17 protein-coding genes are annotated in these 17,183 nt (G+C 63.7%); 8 read left to right on the top strand and 9 right to left on the bottom strand.

Features of this window, described 5'->3' with window-relative positions:
- Positions 1-6: 6 nt before the first annotated feature.
- Together ACWYRN_RS15980 and ACWYRN_RS15975 are read right to left on the bottom strand one after the other, a co-directional pair.
- Positions 7-636 (bottom strand): type 1 glutamine amidotransferase domain-containing protein, encoded by a 630-nt coding sequence (locus ACWYRN_RS15980; protein ID WP_488688579.1) that lies wholly within the window; start codon positions 634-636, stop codon positions 7-9.
- Positions 637-723: 87 nt separating this feature from the next.
- On the bottom strand, positions 724-1,635 hold the full coding sequence (locus ACWYRN_RS15975; RefSeq protein ID WP_488688578.1) for a DnaJ C-terminal domain-containing protein: 912 nt from the start codon (positions 1,633-1,635) through the stop codon (positions 724-726).
- Positions 1,636-1,802: 167 nt separating this feature from the next.
- Here ACWYRN_RS15975 and ACWYRN_RS15970 point away from each other — a divergent pair, with 167 nt between their 5' ends.
- Complete coding sequence (locus ACWYRN_RS15970) at positions 1,803-3,209, top strand: MATE family efflux transporter (protein WP_488688577.1); 1,407 nt, start codon at positions 1,803-1,805, stop codon at positions 3,207-3,209.
- A 10-nt stretch (positions 3,210-3,219) separates the two neighbouring features.
- Here the strand turns inward: ACWYRN_RS15970 and ACWYRN_RS15965 are convergent, their stop codons facing one another.
- The gene (locus tag ACWYRN_RS15965) at positions 3,220-3,759 is read right to left on the bottom strand and encodes a hypothetical protein (RefSeq protein ID WP_488688576.1); all 540 of its coding nucleotides are present in this window, start codon (positions 3,757-3,759) and stop codon (positions 3,220-3,222) included.
- Between the two features lie 132 nt (positions 3,760-3,891).
- On the opposite strand from ACWYRN_RS15965, the gene ACWYRN_RS15960 reads away from it, so the two are divergent.
- Complete coding sequence (locus ACWYRN_RS15960; protein WP_488688575.1) at positions 3,892-6,111, top strand: S9 family peptidase; 2,220 nt, start codon at positions 3,892-3,894, stop codon at positions 6,109-6,111.
- 393 nt (positions 6,112-6,504) lie between these two features.
- Complete coding sequence (locus tag ACWYRN_RS15955) at positions 6,505-7,701, top strand: right-handed parallel beta-helix repeat-containing protein (RefSeq protein ID WP_488688574.1); 1,197 nt, start codon at positions 6,505-6,507, stop codon at positions 7,699-7,701.
- Between the two features lie 118 nt (positions 7,702-7,819).
- Here the strand turns inward: ACWYRN_RS15955 and ACWYRN_RS15950 are convergent, their stop codons facing one another.
- The gene (locus ACWYRN_RS15950; protein ID WP_488688573.1) at positions 7,820-8,005 is read right to left on the bottom strand and encodes a CsbD family protein; all 186 of its coding nucleotides are present in this window, start codon (positions 8,003-8,005) and stop codon (positions 7,820-7,822) included.
- 198 nt (positions 8,006-8,203) lie between these two features.
- Between ACWYRN_RS15950 and ACWYRN_RS15945 the strand changes: the two genes are divergently transcribed.
- A complete protein-coding gene (locus ACWYRN_RS15945) occupies positions 8,204-9,298 on the top strand; it encodes an AI-2E family transporter (protein ID WP_488688572.1) in 1,095 nt (364 codons plus the stop codon).
- Between the two features lie 96 nt (positions 9,299-9,394).
- Here the strand turns inward: ACWYRN_RS15945 and ACWYRN_RS15940 are convergent, their stop codons facing one another.
- The 3 genes from ACWYRN_RS15940 to ACWYRN_RS15930 are packed head-to-tail and all read right to left on the bottom strand — an operon-like array spanning position 9,395 to position 12,377.
- Positions 9,395-9,571 (bottom strand): CsbD family protein, encoded by a 177-nt coding sequence (locus tag ACWYRN_RS15940; protein WP_488688571.1) that lies wholly within the window; start codon positions 9,569-9,571, stop codon positions 9,395-9,397.
- Positions 9,572-9,609: 38 nt separating this feature from the next.
- A complete protein-coding gene (locus tag ACWYRN_RS15935) occupies positions 9,610-10,308 on the bottom strand; it encodes a class I SAM-dependent methyltransferase (protein WP_488688570.1) in 699 nt (232 codons plus the stop codon).
- Positions 10,308-12,377 carry a M13 family metallopeptidase gene (locus tag ACWYRN_RS15930; protein WP_488688569.1) on the bottom strand — a complete coding sequence of 690 codons (2,070 nt, stop codon included), beginning with the start codon at positions 12,375-12,377 and terminating at the stop codon, positions 10,308-10,310. The genes ACWYRN_RS15935 and ACWYRN_RS15930 overlap by 1 nt, the downstream gene beginning before the upstream one ends.
- A gap of 303 nt (positions 12,378-12,680) precedes the next feature.
- Here ACWYRN_RS15930 and ACWYRN_RS15925 point away from each other — a divergent pair, with 303 nt between their 5' ends.
- The gene (locus ACWYRN_RS15925) at positions 12,681-12,938 is read left to right on the top strand and encodes a flagellar protein FliT (RefSeq protein ID WP_488688568.1); all 258 of its coding nucleotides are present in this window, start codon (positions 12,681-12,683) and stop codon (positions 12,936-12,938) included.
- Between the two features lie 479 nt (positions 12,939-13,417).
- On the opposite strand, the gene ACWYRN_RS15920 is transcribed toward ACWYRN_RS15925, so the two are convergent.
- Entirely contained in the window at positions 13,418-14,692 is a 1,275-nt protein-coding gene (locus ACWYRN_RS15920) for a FimV/HubP-related protein (protein ID WP_488688567.1), read from the bottom strand.
- Between the two features lie 88 nt (positions 14,693-14,780).
- Between ACWYRN_RS15920 and fumC the strand changes: the two genes are divergently transcribed.
- The 3 genes from fumC to ACWYRN_RS15905 all read left to right on the top strand — a co-directional run bounded on the left by fumC (position 14,781) and on the right by ACWYRN_RS15905 (position 16,922).
- Positions 14,781-16,175 (top strand): class II fumarate hydratase, encoded by a 1,395-nt coding sequence (gene fumC / locus ACWYRN_RS15915; protein ID WP_488688566.1) that lies wholly within the window; start codon positions 14,781-14,783, stop codon positions 16,173-16,175.
- Between the two features lie 75 nt (positions 16,176-16,250).
- The gene (locus ACWYRN_RS15910) at positions 16,251-16,463 is read left to right on the top strand and encodes an RNA-binding S4 domain-containing protein (protein WP_229439833.1); all 213 of its coding nucleotides are present in this window, start codon (positions 16,251-16,253) and stop codon (positions 16,461-16,463) included.
- A gap of 171 nt (positions 16,464-16,634) precedes the next feature.
- Complete coding sequence (locus ACWYRN_RS15905; protein WP_488688565.1) at positions 16,635-16,922, top strand: DUF883 family protein; 288 nt, start codon at positions 16,635-16,637, stop codon at positions 16,920-16,922.
- Between the two features lie 54 nt (positions 16,923-16,976).
- Here ACWYRN_RS15905 and ACWYRN_RS15900 read toward each other — a convergent pair whose 3' ends face one another.
- The gene (locus ACWYRN_RS15900; RefSeq protein WP_488688564.1) at positions 16,977-17,177 is read right to left on the bottom strand and encodes a YjfB family protein; all 201 of its coding nucleotides are present in this window, start codon (positions 17,175-17,177) and stop codon (positions 16,977-16,979) included.
- Positions 17,178-17,183: the final 6 nt, after the last annotated feature.

The following is a 17,183-nucleotide window of genomic DNA, read 5'->3' as shown; positions in this document are numbered from 1 at the left end:
TTCAGATCACGAACTCGCGCCCGCATCCGCAGCCTGCGGATCCACCCGCAAGGCCTTGAACAAGGCCTCGTTAAACGCCGGAATATCATCCGGCTTGCGGCTCGTGATCAGCTTGTCGTCGATCACCACCTCCTGGTCGACCCATTCCGCCCCGGCCGCACGCATGTCGTCCTGGATTTCGGGATAGCTGGTCAGGTGCTTCGACTCGGCAATCCCCGCATCGATCAACACCCACGGCCCATGGCAGATCGCGGCCAATGGCTTGTCCTCGGCGTAGAAATTCCGCACAAACGCCACCGAGTCCGCGTCCTTGCGCAGCAGCTTCGGATTTTCTTCGCCACCCGGCAGCACCAGCGCATCGAAGTCGCCCGGCACCGCATCCTTGACGTTCATCTCGACCTTGAAGGTGTCCCCCGGCTGGTCGTGGTTCATGCCCTGTACTTCCTCGCCCACGCCCTTCGGCGAAACCAGGATCACCTGCGCGCCCTGCTCTTCGAGAAAGCTGCGCGGCCCCGTGTATTCGACCTGCTCCACGCCGTCCGTCATCAGCACGGCAATGCGCTTGCCCTGCAGCGTGCGTGCCACACCGACGCCTTCGACCGCCTGGTCAACGCCGCCATGATTACTCTGCTCCATACGACCTCCTCAAGATGAATAACTGTGAATCATTTGTTATCGATTGTAGGAGGCCGCATCGGGAAATGGCGCGCGCTACGCGGCACGCTACGCGACGCGCGGATTGAACGCCAGGTCGCGTGCCATCGCCTGGTAAAACGCCCGCGCCTTGTCGTTGTCGGCCGGCGGCAGCACGACTTCCAGCACCAGGAACAGGTCCCCTGGCGTCGCTGCCGGAATCCCCTTGCCCTTTAGCCGCAGCTTGCGCCCGCTCTGCGAGCCGGCCGGCAGCGCCACCTCGACCTTGCCCGATGGCGTCTGCACCGACACGCTGCCGCCCAGCGCTGCTTCCCACGGCGTCACCGGCACTGTTTCGTACACGTGCGCACCGTCCACGCGATACCGCGCATCCTGCGCGAACTGGATTTCGAGATACAAATCGCCCGGACCGGCGCCGCCATGCCCTTCATGCCCCTGCCCCGCCAGGCGCAATTGCTGCCCCGGCGTCACGCCGCGCGGAATGGTCACGTTCAGCGTCTTGTCGCGCAGCGCCGTACGGCCGCGACCGTCCTGCTGCGGTAGGCGCAGGTTCACGGTGCGCGTTGCGCCGTGGTAGGCGTCCGCCAAGTCGATGGTAATGGCGGCGTGGATGTCGTCGCCGCGCATCTGGAAGCCGCCGCGGCGCGTACCGCCGGCCTTGGCGAACAGATCGGCAAAGAACTCGTCGGCACCGGCGCCGCCGAAGTCGAAATGCCCGTTCCAGTCCGGCGCCTCGTACTGCTCACCCGCGTATTGTGCGCCCGCATAGGCACGTCCACGGGCGTCGTAGGCGGCGCGCTTGTCGGCGTCGCCCAGCACCTCGTAGGCCTCGTTGATTTCCTTTGTCTTCGCGTCCGCGTCCTTGTGCTTGCTGACATCCGGGTGGTACTTGCGCACCTGCTTGCGGTACGCCTTCTTGATGTCGTCTGCCGACGCCGTCCTGTCGACACCAAGGGTCTCGTAATAGTCCTTGTATTCCACAGTGCACTCCCAAAAGCAGTGTTCACGAATGCGTCCCATATGGGGCCGTCAATACAAAATTAAAGATGTCTACCCTCGCACCATTGCGGCGCACGCCAGACACCTGCCCCCACGAACTTGTCGCTTAGCCAGTAAAATCGAGGGTTTCCAAGAGCAAGAAATCGCCCATGAGCAGCAGCGCCACACTCAGCAATACCTCTTCCCCCGTCCGCGCCGAAATCGCCACGCTCTGGAAGCTGTCCTGGCCGATGCTGGTCGGGCAGCTGGCGACGGTGGGCATGGGTGTGGCCGACGTGGCGATGACCGGCCACGTCAGCGCCGAGGAGCTGGCCGCCGTGTCGCTTGGCGCATCGGTGTGGTCGATCGTGCTGGTCACCGTGATGGGCACGATGATGGCGATTAACACCGTCGTCGCCCACGAGATCGGCGGCGGCCGCTACGACAGGATTCCGCATTCGGTGCGCCAGTCGCTGTGGAAGGGCCTGATCGTCGGCCTGGTCGCCTGCCTCGCGGCCAACCTGGCCACCCTGCTGTTCGACCACATCGGCCTCGACCAGGCAGTGACCGACCGCGCGTCCCTGTTCCTGCACGTGACCAGCGTTGGCATGCCGGCCTTTGCCTGCTACCGCGCGCTGTATGGCTACACCACCAGCATCAACCAGACCAAGCCGATCATGATCATCGCCATCTTCGGCTTGCTGTTCGTTATCGCCAGCAACTGGCTGCTGGTGTTCGGCAACTGGGGGTTCCCGCAGCTGGGTGCGGTTGGCTGCGCGGTGTCGACGGCGGTGGGCATGTGGCTGATGCTGGTCGCGATGGTGATGTGGATCAAGTTCTCCAGCGCCTACCGCATGACCTACCCGTTCACGAAGATGGAAGGGCCGGACTGGAAGGAGATTCGCGAGATGTTCCGCCTCGGCCTGCCGATCGGCGTGACTTATTTTGCCGAGGTCAGCGCCTTCGGCCTGATTAGCCTGCTCGTGGCGCGCTTCGGCGTGGTGCAGGTGTCGGCGCACCAGGTGGCGCTGAACTTTTCCTCGCTGGTGTTCATGGTGCCCATGAGCTTTGGCATCGGCCTGCTGACCCGCGTCGGCCAGGCGATGGGCGAAGGCAATCCGGTGCGCGCGCGTTTCGTCGCCTGGGTCGGCGTGGGCATGTCGGTTGCCTTCGGCGTGCTGTCGGCGGCCTGTATCGCGATCTTCCGCTGGGAAATCGCGCGCGCCTATACCTCGGACCCGGCGGTGCAGGAAGCCTGCGTGCACCTGCTGCTGTTCGCAGCGTTGTTCCAGTTGTCGGACGCAACCCAGGTCGCCACCGCCTCGGCCATCCGCGGCTACCAGGTGACGCGCCCGCCGATGATCATCCAGCTGGTCGCCTTCTGGGGCTTTTCGCTGCCGCTGGGTTATATCCTGGGTATTGCGCCGGCCTGGTTCGGTTTGTCGCCGGCGGCGCCGATGGAAACCACCGGCTTCTGGATCGGCCTGGTACTGGGCCTGACGATTGCCGCCGTGCTGCTGACCTGGTCCTTCGACCGCCTGTCGCGTCAGAAGGTCCGCGCAGCGCACCTCGCCTGAAGGGCCTGGCTCAGCGTGCGACCTCGATGCGATTCTTGCGGTATTCCCACTTGCCGAACTCGCCGAAGGCCGGCTCGTCGATCAGGTCGTCCACCGCGTCCTGCTCGCGCTTCATGCGGCGCACCAGCGCCCTGTCGGTCAGCGGAGCCGTCGTCGCTTCGTAGACATCGCGCCGCAGCGTGCCGTCGACGCCCTGCGTCAGCACGGTCAGCCGGCGCGCCGCCGGTTCGAAGCCCATGCGCTCGTGCCAGGTATTCCTGTCCTGCAGATAAATCGCGCCGTTGCGCCATTGCGCCACATAGCGCTGGCTGCAGACTTCCTTCGGACTCTTCATCCATTCGCAGGCGTGCAGGATGGACACGTGCCGGTCGTCGAGCTTCTTGATCGCGATGCGGCCCTTGGTATAGCGCCAGCTGGAATCGGGTTCGGTGGTCGAGGACACCAGGTTGTACTGGCCCTCGAACTGCGCCAGCGGCAAGGACATCGCCGCTGCGCTCATGCACAGCGCGGCCAGGGCCGCGGCGCACTGGGCAATGATGCGTGTCTTCATGGTTCTCCTTATAAATTTACAAGCAGTATAGTTGCAAACCCAGCCGTGAGAGAGGCGATACATACTGCTTTTGGAGGCCACCTCTGTTATTGTCTCGTCCGTTGCATTTAGCTAATTTTAACGAGACACACAATGCGCTTAATCCTTTGCCTGCTGGCCGCGCTTGCGGCAGCGCCCGCCTCGGCGGAACGCCTGACCCTCGACCGTATCCATGGCGAGCCTTCGCTTGCCGGTCCCGGCGTGAAAACCCTGAAGGTCTCGCCCGACGGCGAGCGCGTCACCTTCCTGCGCGGCCGCGACGACAACCAGTTCCAGCAAGACCTGTGGGAATACAACATGAAGGACAAGACCACGCGCCGCCTGGTCGACTCCAAGAAACTGGTCCCGAACGAGGAACTGTCGCTCGAGGAAAAGGCGCGCCGCGAACGCGCGCGTACCGCCAGCCTGTCGGGCATCATCTCCTACAGCTGGTCGCCTGACGGCAAGCAACTGCTGGTGCCGATCGCCGGCGACCTGTACCTGGTCGATGTCGCCAGCCCCGACACCGCGCGCAAGGTTGCCTCGGGCAATGTGCTCGATCCAAAGATTTCGCCGAAGGGCCGCTACGTGTCCTTCGTGCGCAACCAGAACCTGTTCGTCATCGACCTCAAAACCGGCGCCGAGCGCCAGCTGACGACGGACGGCAAGGGCACCGTGCACAACGGCGAAGCCGAGTTCATCGCCCAGGAAGAAATGGACCAGACCACCGGCTATTACTGGGCGCCGGACGATTCGGCCATTGCCTATAAACGCTACGACGAAGCGCCGGTGCCGGTGGCGCGCCGCTTCGAGATCTTTGCCGACCGCACCGAAGTGATCGACCAGCACTACCCTGCCGCCGGCGACCCGAACGTGCTGGTGGATCTGTTCATCGTGTCGCCTGACACCGGCGTCTCGCGCAAAGTCGACCTCGGCGCGGATAAGGACATCTACCTGGTGCGCGCCGACTGGAGTGCCGACGGCAAGACCCTGGCCTACCAGCGCCAGACGCGCGACCAGAAGCGCCTCGACCTGGTGGCCGTCGACGCCGCCAGCCTGGCCCAGCGCACCCTGCTCACCGAAACCTCGCCGACCTGGGTCAGCATCCACAACGACCTGCGTTTCCTGAAGAACCGCCCGGCCTTTATCTGGGCTTCCGAGCGCAGCGGCCGGAACCACCTGTATTTGTACGACCTGAACGGCAAGCTGATCAACCCGATTTCCAGCGGTGAATGGGGCGTGGACAACGTGCTGGCCGTCGACGAAAAGGCCGGCAAGGTGTACGTGTCGTCGAACCGCGACGCCGTCATCGACAAGCAGACCTATGCGCTGGCCCTGAACGGCAGCAACGCCAACAAGCCGGTCCGCATCAGCAAGGGCGACGGCTGGCACGAGGCCGCGTTCGCAGGCAACGGCAAGATCTTTGTCGATACCTATTCGAACCCGACCACCCCGCCGCAAGTGTCGATCCGCCGCGCCGATGGCGCCATGGTCGAGTGGCTGCAGCACAATGAGCTGAACGCGAACCACCCGTTCGCCAAGTACCTGCCCGACTTGCTGCCGACCGAATTCGGCACGATCAAGGCGCACGATGGCCAAACCCTGCACTACTCGATGATCAAGCCGGCCAATTTCGATGCGACGAAAAAGTACCCGGTCTTCCTGTTCACCTACGGCGGCCCGCACTCGCAGCGCGTGACCCGTACCTGGGGCAATTATTTTGACCAGTACATGGCCCAGCAAGGCTTCGTGGTGTTCCGCCTGGATAACCGTGGTTCGAGCCGCCGCGAGCGCCAATTCACCGACGTCATCTATAACAACCTCGGCAAGAACGAAGTCGAAGACCAGGTCACCGGCATCGATTGGCTGGCCCAGCAGAGCTTTGTCGATCCCAAGCGCGTGGGCGTGTTCGGCTGGAGCTATGGCGGCTTCATGACCCTGCGCCTGCTGGCGGCGGCGTCGGACAAGATCGCGATGGGCGTGTCGGTGGCGCCGGTCACCGACTGGGCACTGTACGACACCCACTACACGGAACAGTTCGTCGGCGCCACGCCGAAGTCGGACCCGGACGCGTACGCGCGCAGCGGCGTATTCGCCCACCTGGATGGCCTGAAGTCGCCGCTGCTGCTGATCCACGGCATGGCTGACGACAATGTCCTGTTCACCAACAGCACCCGCCTGATCGACGAACTCGTCAAGCGCAACGTCCAGTTCGACCTGATGACCTATCCGGGCGCCAAGCACGGCATCTCGGGCCGTACCAGCCAGCGCCACGTGTATGGCCTGATCGAAGCCTTCTTCAAGAAGAACCTGGGCGGTACCGCACCGCAGTAATGCTTATCTGTTATCGGCAAGGTTGCGGCAAGCTCGCGCACTTTGCTTGAACCCTGGCAAAAGGCCGGAAAGCCGCATGAATTGTAGCTATTCCGGCCTTTACTTTTTCCTCGTGGAAAAAATGTCTTTCCGAAGAGGAATTAATTAGTTCGTCATTACGCAAAAAGTCAACACTTTCTGTTGCGTTCAGGCGACGTTGTTCAATATTTTTTCGTACCCGATTCGCATGCTTTAAAGCACGTTCTTTCCTATAGGAATGTGATAAATTGAACTCGGCTGTTTAGGTTTCCTGTAACAAATTATGTCCCCACGGAATTAATTCCGCACGGTATTCTGCGTGTTCCTGATCTCACAGACGCTCTTCTCCAGAGCGTGCATTACACGAGGAATACCATGCAATCGATCCGCATCAGCACCAACCGCATCGCTTTCGCCGCCTCCGCTCTCGTGCTCGGCGCCGCCATCGCGGCACCGGCTTCGCCTGCTACCCTGAGCGTGGGCGCAGGCAAGACCTACGCCACCCCATGCAAGGCCTTTGCCGCCGCCAAGACCGGCGACACCGTTGACATCCAGGCCGGCACCTATTCCGGCGACGTCTGCGCGATTTCCGCCAGCAAGCTCACCATCCGTGGCGTGAACGGCCGTCCGCACATCAAGGCCGGCGGCAAGCATTCCGGCGGCAAGGCGATCTGGGTCGTGCGCGGCAATGACATCACGATCGACAACGTCGAGATGTCGGGCGCCGCAGTCCCCGACAAGAATGGCGCCGCCCTGCGCCTGGAAGGCACCAACTTCACGCTGCGTCGCTCCTTCCTGCACGACAACGAGAACGGTGTCCTGAGCGGCGTGAACGAAGCCAGCACCGTGACCATGGAATACAACGAGTTCGGCCGCAACGGCCGCGGCGACGGCTACACCCACAACGTGTACATCGGCAAGGTCGCGAAACTCTACTTCCGCTACAACTTCTCGCACGACGCAAACGTCGGCCACAACCTGAAGACCCGTGGCCTGTACAACATGATTGCCTACAACCGCTTCTCGAGCCTGCGCTCGGGCGAAACCGGCAGCACCGCGGCAGGCAAGCCGAGCTACGAAGTCAACGTGCCGAACGGCGGCACCACCTACCTGATCGGCAACGTGATCCAGCAACCGGCGTCGAACAACAACCCGGCCATGGTGTCGTACGGCGAAGAAGGCGTGGGCACCCGCAAGACCGACCTGTACGTGATCAACAATACCTTCGTCAACGACGAAAGCTCGCGCGGCACCTTCGTTACGATCCGCAACGCAACCACGCCAGCCAAGCTAATCAACAACATCTTCGTCGGCGGCGGCACGGTCACGGCCCAGGCCACGGCAATCCAGAAGACCAACTACCGCTCGGTGGCAGGCAACTTCGTCAACAAGGCAACGTATGACCTGCGCCCGGCAAGCAACGCGCAGATCGTGAATGCCGGCTCGAACCCGGGCAACTCGGCCGGCGGCCTGGCCCTGAAGCCGACTGCCAGCTACAAGCACACCGCGACCTACTCCTCGCGTTCGACCAAGGGTGGCACGATCGACATCGGCGCCTACGAAATCCAGTAATCGCCGGCGGCAAAATCAACAGCAAACGGGCCCCGCGCGTCGCAGACGCCGGGGCCCGTTTTTCGTTACAGGCCGCCGCCGGCCGGGATAACCCGGCGCGGCCTGGCGGCCAGGTGCATTAGATGCGGTCGATGCCGTCTTTCAGCGTTTCCTTGGCGTCGCCGTATTTTTCCTGGGTCTTGCCTTCGACCTGGTTCTTCAGGCCTTTCGCTTCGGTTTCCTTGTTGTCGACCAGCTTGCCGGCTTCTTCCTGGATTTTGCCGCCGATGTCTTTCAGTTTGCCTTTGACTTGATCTTCGTTCATGGTCGTTCTCCTTGCGTAAAAGGCGCGGTCGATGTGCCGCGCGATGGGTCCAGAATACGCCCGCCCAACCTGCCCATCTGTACGGCCACGCACACAGCTCGTCCATATCGCAGAAGTGCACCTTGATGCCCATCCATGCGCCGGTTGTCCTTACGTGATGGTAGGCTGACATTATCCTTTTGATAATCGAGCACCAGCATGAATGAACAGATGTCCACTCTCCCCGGCCGCGGTGAACCCGAAGCCATACCCAAGCGCAAGCTGATGAAACGCACCGCCATCATTGACGGCGTCGGCGTCCTCTTCATCCTCGGCCTGGCCGCCGCCTGGTTCGCGGTCGATGCCCTGCTGCTACTCTTCGCCTGCATCCTGTTTTCTGTCCTGCTGTATAAGCTGAGCCAACTGCTGGCGCGCTACACCGGCATCAAGCGGCCCATCGCCCTGGCCATCGTGGTGCTGCTGCTGTTCGCGGTGATCGGGCTGGGCGGCTGGGCCATGGCGCCGCAGATCGCCGAACAGTCGAACAAGCTGGCCGAGGCGGTGCCGCAGTCGATCGGCAAGCTGCAGGAATTCGTCAAGCAGCATCCGATCCTGCAGCGCCTGGCCTCGGAACTGCCTGCACCGGAAGACGCCATGAAGCAGATGTCCTCGATGATGCCGAATGCCGGGCTGTTCTTTACGGGCATCTTCGGCGCCATCGGCAACGTGGTCATCATCATGGTTGTCGGCATTTATTTCGCCGCCTCGCCACACTTGTATACAAGCGGCTTCGTCAAGCTGATACCCCAGCCGAAACGTCCGCGCGCGCGCCAGGTGCTGCAAAAAATGGGCGGCAATTTGTCGAGCTGGCTGCTGGGTACCTCGGTCTCGATGCTGATCGTCGGCGTCGTCACCTCGGTCGGCCTGAGCCTGCTGGGCGTGCCGCTGGCCCTGATCCTCGGCATCATTGCCGGGCTGCTGGATTTCGTTCCCTACGTCGGGCCCATCATGGCCGGCGTGCCGGCGGTGTTGATCGCGTTCTCGATCAGTCCCGACATGGCGTTGTACGTGGTCCTGCTGTTCGCCGGCATCCAGCTGGTGCAGGGCTATATTTTGCAGCCGATGATCGAGTCGCGCGCCGTCGATTTGCCGCCGGCGCTCATCATCGCCATGCAGCTGGTGTTCGGCACGCTGTTCGGCTTTGCCGGCGTGGCGCTGGCGACGCCGCTGACGGCCGCGCTGAAGGTGCTGGTGCAGATGCTGTACGTGGAAGATATGCTGGGAGACAAGGTCGAGGAAGACGACAAGTCATGAATGCAGCACGGGCGCGGATGGCGCCCGCATAAAACAAAACAGCCGCGACGCATCGCGGCTGTTGTTCATTGAAAGGCGCGGTTGGGCGCGGCGCGCTTAGCGGTTGCCCTTGACGATGTCCTTGGCGTCGCCGACCTTCTCCTGGACCTTGCCTTCGGCCTGGTTCGACAAACCCTCGGACTGCTGCTGGCGGCTGCCCACGGCTTCGCCGACCTTTTGCTGGACCTTGCCGCCGATATCCTTGGCCTTGCCCTTGATCTGGTCTTCGTTCATGACATTACCTCTTTGATGTAGTGAAACGAAGTCACACCTTAAGCCTGATGGCTGGGCATCTCTGTGCGCTGGTTAACACTGGGTTTGCGCCACAGGCTGGCCAGCCAGGGCTGCTGCTCGCGCGGCAGGCCTTCCGGCCGGTAGTAATGGTGCAGCGCCACGAAGCCCGCCGCGGCCAGGTGCCGCTCCCAGGTCGGATAGTCGTAATAGCTGCCGTAGCGCGGCCCGTTCCAGCCCTCTTCGTTGTGTCCGCGCGGGTTCGAGCTGAACAGCACGCCACCTGGCTTCAGCGCGCCGTACAGCGCCGCCAGCACGTCGGGCAGCGCCGCGCTCGGCACGTGGAACAGCGACGCGTTCGCGAACACGCCGTCGAAGCTTGCCGGCGGCAAGTCCAGGTGCAGGAAGTCCTGGTGCCAGACGTCGCAGCCGCTGTAGGCGCGTGCCATGGCCACGAACTCGACCGAACCGTCGAGCCCGATGGCGCGGTGCCCGAGCGCGCTGAAGGTTTTCAGATCGCGCCCCGGCCCGCAGCCGAGGTCGAGCAGCGTGAACGGCGCCGGCGCGTCGATGGCAGACAGCAGCGCCGCGACGTTCTGGCTGACGTCGTGGTCGATCGTTCCGATAAAAAATTGCTTGGCGTTGCGCTCGTAATGCGCGAGCGTGCGCTGCGTGATGGTGTCAAAAGCGCCGGGCGCGTCGCCGGCAGCGCGGCCGGCGGGGTCGTCGTTCTCCCCCATCACCAGATCCGCACCCGGTCTTGCGGCGCCAGGTACAGCGCCTGGCCGGGCTTGACGTCGAAGGCCCGGTACCAGCCGTCCAGGTTGCGCACGATGTAGGTGCGGTACTGGGCCGGTGCATGGCCATCGGTCAGTACGGCGCGGCGCAGCGAGGCTTCGCGCATCCTGGTGCGCCAGCCCTGGGCGAAGCCGGTAAAGAACTGGCGTTCGCCCTCGACGCCTGCCGCCTTGCCCGCCGGCGAGGCTGTATAGGCGTCGAAAGCCGCCTGTAGCCCTGCCAGGTCGGCCAGGTTTTCGCTCAGGGTCAGTTGCCCGTTTACCGCCAGGTCGGGGAAAGGCCGGTAGGTGTTGTACTGCGCCACCAGCTTGCCTGACGCGGCCTTGAAGTGGGCCAGGTCTTCCCTGGTCCACCAGTCGCGCAGGCGGCCCTGGGCATCGAACTGGGCGCCCTGGTCGTCGAAGCTGTGGCTGATCTCGTGGCCGATGATGGCGCCGATCGCGCCGTAATTGGCGGCGTCGGATGCCTTCGGGTCGAAGAACGGCGGCTGCAGGATGGCGGCCGGGAAGTTCAGCGCGTTCTGCAGGGGCAGATTCACGGCATTCACCAGCTGCGGCGGCATGGCCCAGTCAAGGCGCTGCGGCTTCTTGCCGAGCTTGGCCAGCTCCTGCGCGTAATGGAACGCCTCGGCGCGCACGGCATTGCCGAAGGCATCATCGCGCTCCACCTGCAGGCCAGCGTAGGACTTCCATTGGTCCGGATAACCCACGCCCACGTACAGCGATTTGACTTTTGCCTGGGCCTGGGCGCGGGTGGCCGGCGCCATCCATTCCAGCTTGTCGATGCGCGCGCTGAATGCCTCGATGATGTTGGCGACCATCTTTTGTACGCGCGCCTTGTCTGCGGCCGGGAAATAGCGTTCGACATAGATCTTGCCGACGGCTTCGTCCATGGCTTCGTTGGTGGCGGCCAGGGCACGCTTCCAGCGTACCGATTGCTGCGGCGTGCCGGTCAGGGCCTTGCCGTTGAATTCGAAACGCTGGTCGGCAAAGGCTTTCGGCAGCAGGCTGGCATATTGATTCAGCTTGTGGAAGGCGAGGTAGTCGCGCCAGACGGCGACGTCGGCATGCGCCAACAGGCGCGCCGCGCCCGTCACCGCGCCCGGATGGTAGACCTGGAAGCGTTCCTGGCCGGACAGGCGGGCCGCCTTGAAGAAGGCATTCCAGTCGACGCCCGGCGCTTTGGCGGCGAAATCCTTCAGGGTCCAGACCGTGTTCGACTTCTGGATGTCGGCCGACTCTTCGCGCGTGGCATGGGTTTGCGCCAGCGCGAGTTCGAGTTCGAATACACGGGCGGCGCGCTCGTCGGTCTTGTCGAAGCCGGCCAGCTTCAGCATGGCGGCGATGTGCTGCTGGTACTTTGTGCGCAGCTCGGCCATGCGCGTGTTGTTTTCCAGGTAGTAGGCGCGGTCGGGCATGCCCAGGCCGCCCTGCAGCAGGTAAGGCAGGTTGCGCGAGGGATCGTTCAGGCCTTGCGCGACCCATACGCCGAACAGGTTCTCGGTAAAGAAATCGGTGGCATTCAGCGGGTCGACGTCTGCCCGCACCGAGGCGCCCAGCGCGCGCACCAGCGCCGCCTTGTCCTCCATCGCGGCGATGTCCGCCAGCATCGGCTTGATTGGGGCCAGGCCGCGCTTCTCGATGGCGGCTTCGTCCATGTAGGCGGCGTAGAAGTCGGCCACCTTGCGCGCGTCGCCGGACGTTCCCTCCGCCGCGCCCAGCGCCTCGATCATCTTCGCGATGCGGGTATTCGTGTCTTCGGCCAGGGCGCCCATGGCGCTCCAGGAACCGCGGTCGGCTGGGATCTCGGTCTTGGCCAGCCAGTCGCCGTTGGCATAGGCGAAGAAATCGTCGCCAGGCAACACGGTCATGGCGGCCGGCTTGTCGGCCTTGGGAGCTGCGGGCGCAGTGGGCGAGGCGGCCTGGGCAGCGGCAAAATTTGGCACGGCGCAGGCGGAGCCAGCAAGGGCCAGGGCGATGGCCGTCCTGGCCAGGGTCCAGCGAATAGTCATGTGCTTCCTTATGTTGTGCGGTGACCTTGCAATGACATTGCGGCGGTGCGGATGCGTTTGTTCGCGTCCTAGCTTCGACCCGGATTTCCGGACCGAAGTTCTTGGCCGCATATTGCCCATCATATCGCCATGATGCAAATCAGCGGGGCTGCCGACGGCGACGGTATTGATAAAAGATTTTTCAAAATTTTTTAGCAAAAGGCCTAAAGTTTCCAAAAACACTGCCGTAAAAGGAGGACAACCGGTCATCCGTCCGGAAAAAATTGCCTCGGTGCCAAGATGAACCAGAACGAAGTCCTCGCTATGTACGAAAATATTGCCGGCCTGACGGGCAAGATGGCTGGCGCCGCGCAATCGGGTGACTGGAACGGGTTCGACGCACTGCAGGGCGAGTGCGCCAGCCAGGCCAGCGCTGCCGCCACCGGCGTCCCTGCCCTCGAAGGCGCGCGCCGCCTGCGCAAGATCGATCTGCTGAAGCAGATCATGGCCAACGACCGCGCGATTCGCGACATCACCGAGCCATGGATGGGCCAGCTCGACCGTGCGATGTGTGCGCACTGAGCCGAGCTGCTCGAACGAACAAGCGCCTGCGGGCGCTTTTTTGTTGGGCGCGAGGGATGGCTTGGGCAGACTCCTGCCATGGAACCAAGGCAAGCGGACAGCAAGGGAACAATCGGCGGACACCTGAGGGCAGGCAAGGAACGAAGCAGGCAACAAAAAAGGCGCCCGTGGGCGCCTTGTCTTTGCTGCACGCGGAACAGGTCCGTTTGCATGAATTCGGAGAGCGAACACCAGGCTAGTCCTGGTGCCGCCTCTTTGCCGGTTGCATCCGGCGTCGACTGCCGCTGTTGGCAGACAACCGCTTCCGTACACAGGCGTCTTGCGACGTACATCCGGTTCCCGCGCCACGCTATCGGTGGTGGCTGCGCCGGACCCTGGGGCCGTTTTTTTGTGGTTTTATTAACCAGCGAATTCAGTATAACCGAATTTTCGGGCTTGTGTAGACCAATTCGTGCGCGCCTTTTTTCCTTGCCGGCGGCTTATTCCGGCTGGGTAAGCGGCTGTTCGTCGGCGGCTTGCGGTTCGGTACGCGCAGCCTGCGCCGGACGCTTCCTGGCCTGCAAAGCCGCCAGGCGCGCCTTCAGCACGGACATCATGCTCGGCTTCGCCGCCCCGCCATCCTGGGGCAGGACCACGACTTCAGGCTCGCGCGCCGTCTTCAGTTCCTTGCCTGCGGCCGCGCGGCGGCGGCGCCACACCAGGAACAGGCCGGCCAGCGCCAGCAGGCCCGCCAGGGCGCCGCCGATGGCCAGCCAGGGCATCGGCTCTTCCGGCGGCGCGGCCGGTTTCGGCTTGCGGTGGATGCGCGGCGCCGGCTTCGGACCGGCATCCGGCCTGGTCTCCGGCTTTGTCTGCGCATCCGCATCGAGTTTCGCATTCGCCCTGGCGACGGTCTCGGCATCGGCTTCGGAAGCCGACTTCACGCCGGTTGCCACCTGCAAGACCTTGACCTTGTCCTCGAGCTGGCCGAGTTCATGGCGCAGCGCCTCGTTTTTCGCCCCGAGCACGGCGCACGCGTTGAGTTCCGCAGCAGCCGGCGCCGGGGCGCAGGCCGCGGGCGACCCAGCCGGCCCGGCGGCCGCGGCATCCGGCTTGGCAACCGATCCGGCAGCGGCAACGACCGGCTTCGGCGGGGCGACGTGCGCCGCGTCCTCGGCAGGATGCTCGCCAGCTACGGCCTGGACCGGTGCTGGACGGCGCTTCGGCGGCACGGGCCTGGGCAGCGGCGCCGGAGGCTTGCTGGCCTTGGCTGGCTGCGCGGCTATCGCTGCAGATGCGGCAGGCTCGGCAGGCGGCGGAAGGGCAACCGGGGTAAGGACCGGCGCCGGGACGGGCGCCGCCACCGGCGGCGGCGCCGGGTCCGGGTCGGGCGTCAGCCACAGCGTAACCAGGCGCACCGAACGCTGGCCGCCATCGACCAGTTCCAGGTAGACGTGCAAGTGCTTGCTTTCAACCGGTTTGACCGAAGCCAGACGCAGGAACTGTTTGCCGCCCTGGCGGATCACAGCAATGTCGAGGCCGGAAAGCACCGGCGGCATGGCGATGTTGGCGCCGCGGTAGACGTCGCGGCGCGCCAGCTGGGCCTGCACGGGTTTCGATGCATCCTCGACGGAAGTCAGCTCGACTTCGGCAGCCAGCGGCTGGCCGATATAGGACAGCACGCGCGCGTCGCCGAGCTCCGCAGCGTGGACGAGACCGGGCGCCGCGAACGGAAGCAGCAAGCCGGCAAACAGGTGGAAAGGGCGAATCGCCATATATAGGGGTGAATTTGTAGCCTCAGCGTAATTAACGGGTGTTGCGCTACACTCTTTAGCTCCAGCCTTCGAAATAACAGGACCGCCAATGGAAAACCGTATCGAAAAAGACAGCTTTGGCCCGATCGAGGTACCTTCCGGCCATTTATGGGGCGCCCAGACCCAACGCTCCCTGCACCACTTCCACATTTCCACCGAAAAAATGGCGCCGGAACTGGTGGCCGCGCTGGCCCAGGTCAAGCGCGCCGCCGCCGCTGTCAACCGCTCGCTTGGCAAGCTGCCGAAGGACAAGGCCGACGCCATCATGGCCGCCGCCGACGAAGTCCTCGACGGCAAGCATCCCGCCGAATTCCCGCTTGCCGTGTGGCAGACCGGCTCTGGCACCCAGAGCAACATGAACATGAACGAGGTGCTGGCCAACCGCGGCTCCGAGCTGATGGGCGGCGAGCGCGGCGAGGCGCGCCTGCTGCACCCGAACGACCACGTCAACATGGGCCAGTCCTCGAACGACATCTTCCCCACCGCCATGCACGTGGCGGCGGCGCTCGCGGTCTCGAAGGAAGTGCTGCCGGCCCTGGCGCGCCTGCGCGGCACGCTCACGGTGAAGTCGCGCGACTTCGCCGACATCGTCAAGATCGGCCGCACCCACCTGCAGGACGCCACCCCGCTGACGCTGGGCCAGGAGTTTTCCGGCTACGTGGCCCAGCTCGAATTTTCCGAGGCTGCGATCCGCGCTTCGCTGCCCGGCTTGCTGGCCCTGGCCGCCGGCGGCACCGCGGTCGGCACCGGCCTGAACGCGCACCCCGAGTTCGCCGCGCGCATCGCCGCCGAACTCGGCTCGCGCACCGGGCTGTCGTTTAAGAGCGCCAGCAACAAGTTCGCGGCCCTGGCCGGGCACGACGCCCTGGTCGCCGCCCATGGCGCCTTCAAGACCCTGGCCGCCGCCCTCATGAAGATCGCCAACGACATCCGCTGGATGGCGTCCGGCCCGCGCTCGGGCCTGGGCGAGATCACGATTCCGGAAAACGAGCCGGGCAGCTCGATCATGCCGGGCAAGGTGAACCCGACCCAGTGCGAGGCGATGACCATGCTCTGCTGCCAGGTGTTCGGCAACGACGTCGCGCTCACCATCGGCGGCTCGCAGGGCAACTTCGAGCTGAACGTGTTCAAGCCCATGATCGCGCACAATTTCCTGCAAAGCGCGCGCCTGCTGGCCGACGGCATGCGCTCCTTCGACGAGCACTGCGCCCAGGGCATCGAACCGAACCGTACGCGCATCGGTGAACTCATGGAGCAGTCGCTGATGCTGGTGACCGCACTGGCGCCCCACATCGGGTATGATCGCGCCGCGCAGATCGCCAAGCATGCGCAGCACGAAGGCATCACGCTGCGCGAGGCGGCCCTGCAATCGGGCCACGTCAGTGCGGAACAGTTCTCCCAGTGGATCGTTCCGATCGACATGACGCGGCCGGACCCGGCGTAAGGACGGTGTGGGGCATGCGCGCCAACAAAAATGGCGTCCTCAACCGTACGCCCCACAATTTTTCCCGAGGATAGAATGCAAAAGACAACTTTCGAACTGACATCCGAGTTCGTCGAACTCAACCAGCTGCTGAAACTGGTGGGTTTGTGCGACAGCGGCGGCGCCGGCAAGAACATCGTGGCCAGCGGCGTGGTGTCGGTCGATGGCAAGCAGGAATTGCGCAAGACCGCCAAGATCCGCACTGGCCAGACCGTGACGGTAGGCGACGTGCAGATTTCTGTGGCGTAAATGGGGCTGCCGGCCTGAGCTTCGTGCGTTTGAGATCAGACAAACGCGACCGGTAGTCCTTGCTTATATTTTAAGAGCGGCTGGCAAAACGCTCGGGGCGAGATACGGCAACCTGGCCCCGGGACATTGTCGGACACTCCAGGATGTGACTAACCGGTTGAGGTGAACGCAATGAATACCCCGGACGACAACCAACCCCAAACGCAGGAGCGGCTGATCGGCGACCTGCGCCTCGTGATCGAAAACGCGGAAGAACTGCTGAAGAACACCGATCACTACACCAGCGTGCTGTACCAGAATGCGCGCGCCAAGCTGGCCATGGCGCTCAATGCCGCCAACGAGGAGCTCGAACGTTTCGAGGATGCGCAGCTGACCCGCATGATGGAAGCCACGCGCCTCGCCAACGAACGCTTCGCCGACCACTCCGGCGAAGCGCGCATCCTGCGCGCTTTTCACTGAGCGCATTGCACTGAGCGCATACAACAACGCCGCGTCGTGACGCGGCGTTGTTATTCAGGCCGTGGTGTTGATGGTATTGCCCAGGTGAGCCGGCAGGTTCTGCGCCGGCTGCGGCGGCTGGATACCCTCCAGCAGCTGGGCGGCGTGCGAACGCTGGATGTCTTGTTGCTTTTTCAGCACGGTCATCGCAACTTCCTGCTTGTTACCGGTTTCTGCCATGGTAGTAGACAGCTTGGCGATGGCGAGGACGTCCATATCGTC

The sequence above is a fragment of the Massilia sp. BAP21 genome (assembly GCF_057801335.1).
This window is presented reverse-complemented; position numbering and strand designations above follow the sequence as displayed.

Coding starts and splice junctions, on each gene's coding strand:
- ACWYRN_RS15980 (WP_488688579.1), bottom strand. CDS start 636: ATGGAGCAGAGTAATCATGGCGGCGTTGACCAGGCGGTCGAAGGCGTC.
- ACWYRN_RS15970 (WP_488688577.1), top strand. CDS start 1,803: ATGAGCAGCAGCGCCACACTCAGCAATACCTCTTCCCCCGTCCGCGCC.
- ACWYRN_RS15965 (WP_488688576.1), bottom strand. CDS start 3,759: ATGAAGACACGCATCATTGCCCAGTGCGCCGCGGCCCTGGCCGCGCTG.
- ACWYRN_RS15960 (WP_488688575.1), top strand. CDS start 3,892: ATGCGCTTAATCCTTTGCCTGCTGGCCGCGCTTGCGGCAGCGCCCGCC.
- ACWYRN_RS15955 (WP_488688574.1), top strand. CDS start 6,505: ATGCAATCGATCCGCATCAGCACCAACCGCATCGCTTTCGCCGCCTCC.
- ACWYRN_RS15950 (WP_488688573.1), bottom strand. CDS start 8,005: ATGAACGAAGATCAAGTCAAAGGCAAACTGAAAGACATCGGCGGCAAA.
- ACWYRN_RS15945 (WP_488688572.1), top strand. CDS start 8,204: ATGAATGAACAGATGTCCACTCTCCCCGGCCGCGGTGAACCCGAAGCC.
- ACWYRN_RS15940 (WP_488688571.1), bottom strand. CDS start 9,571: ATGAACGAAGACCAGATCAAGGGCAAGGCCAAGGATATCGGCGGCAAG.
- ACWYRN_RS15935 (WP_488688570.1), bottom strand. CDS start 10,308: ATGGGGGAGAACGACGACCCCGCCGGCCGCGCTGCCGGCGACGCGCCC.
- ACWYRN_RS15930 (WP_488688569.1), bottom strand. CDS start 12,377: ATGACTATTCGCTGGACCCTGGCCAGGACGGCCATCGCCCTGGCCCTT.
- ACWYRN_RS15925 (WP_488688568.1), top strand. CDS start 12,681: ATGTACGAAAATATTGCCGGCCTGACGGGCAAGATGGCTGGCGCCGCG.
- ACWYRN_RS15920 (WP_488688567.1), bottom strand. CDS start 14,692: ATGGCGATTCGCCCTTTCCACCTGTTTGCCGGCTTGCTGCTTCCGTTC.
- fumC (WP_488688566.1), top strand. CDS start 14,781: ATGGAAAACCGTATCGAAAAAGACAGCTTTGGCCCGATCGAGGTACCT.
- ACWYRN_RS15910 (WP_229439833.1), top strand. CDS start 16,251: ATGCAAAAGACAACTTTCGAACTGACATCCGAGTTCGTCGAACTCAAC.
- ACWYRN_RS15905 (WP_488688565.1), top strand. CDS start 16,635: ATGAATACCCCGGACGACAACCAACCCCAAACGCAGGAGCGGCTGATC.
- ACWYRN_RS15900 (WP_488688564.1), bottom strand. CDS start 17,177: ATGGACGTCCTCGCCATCGCCAAGCTGTCTACTACCATGGCAGAAACC.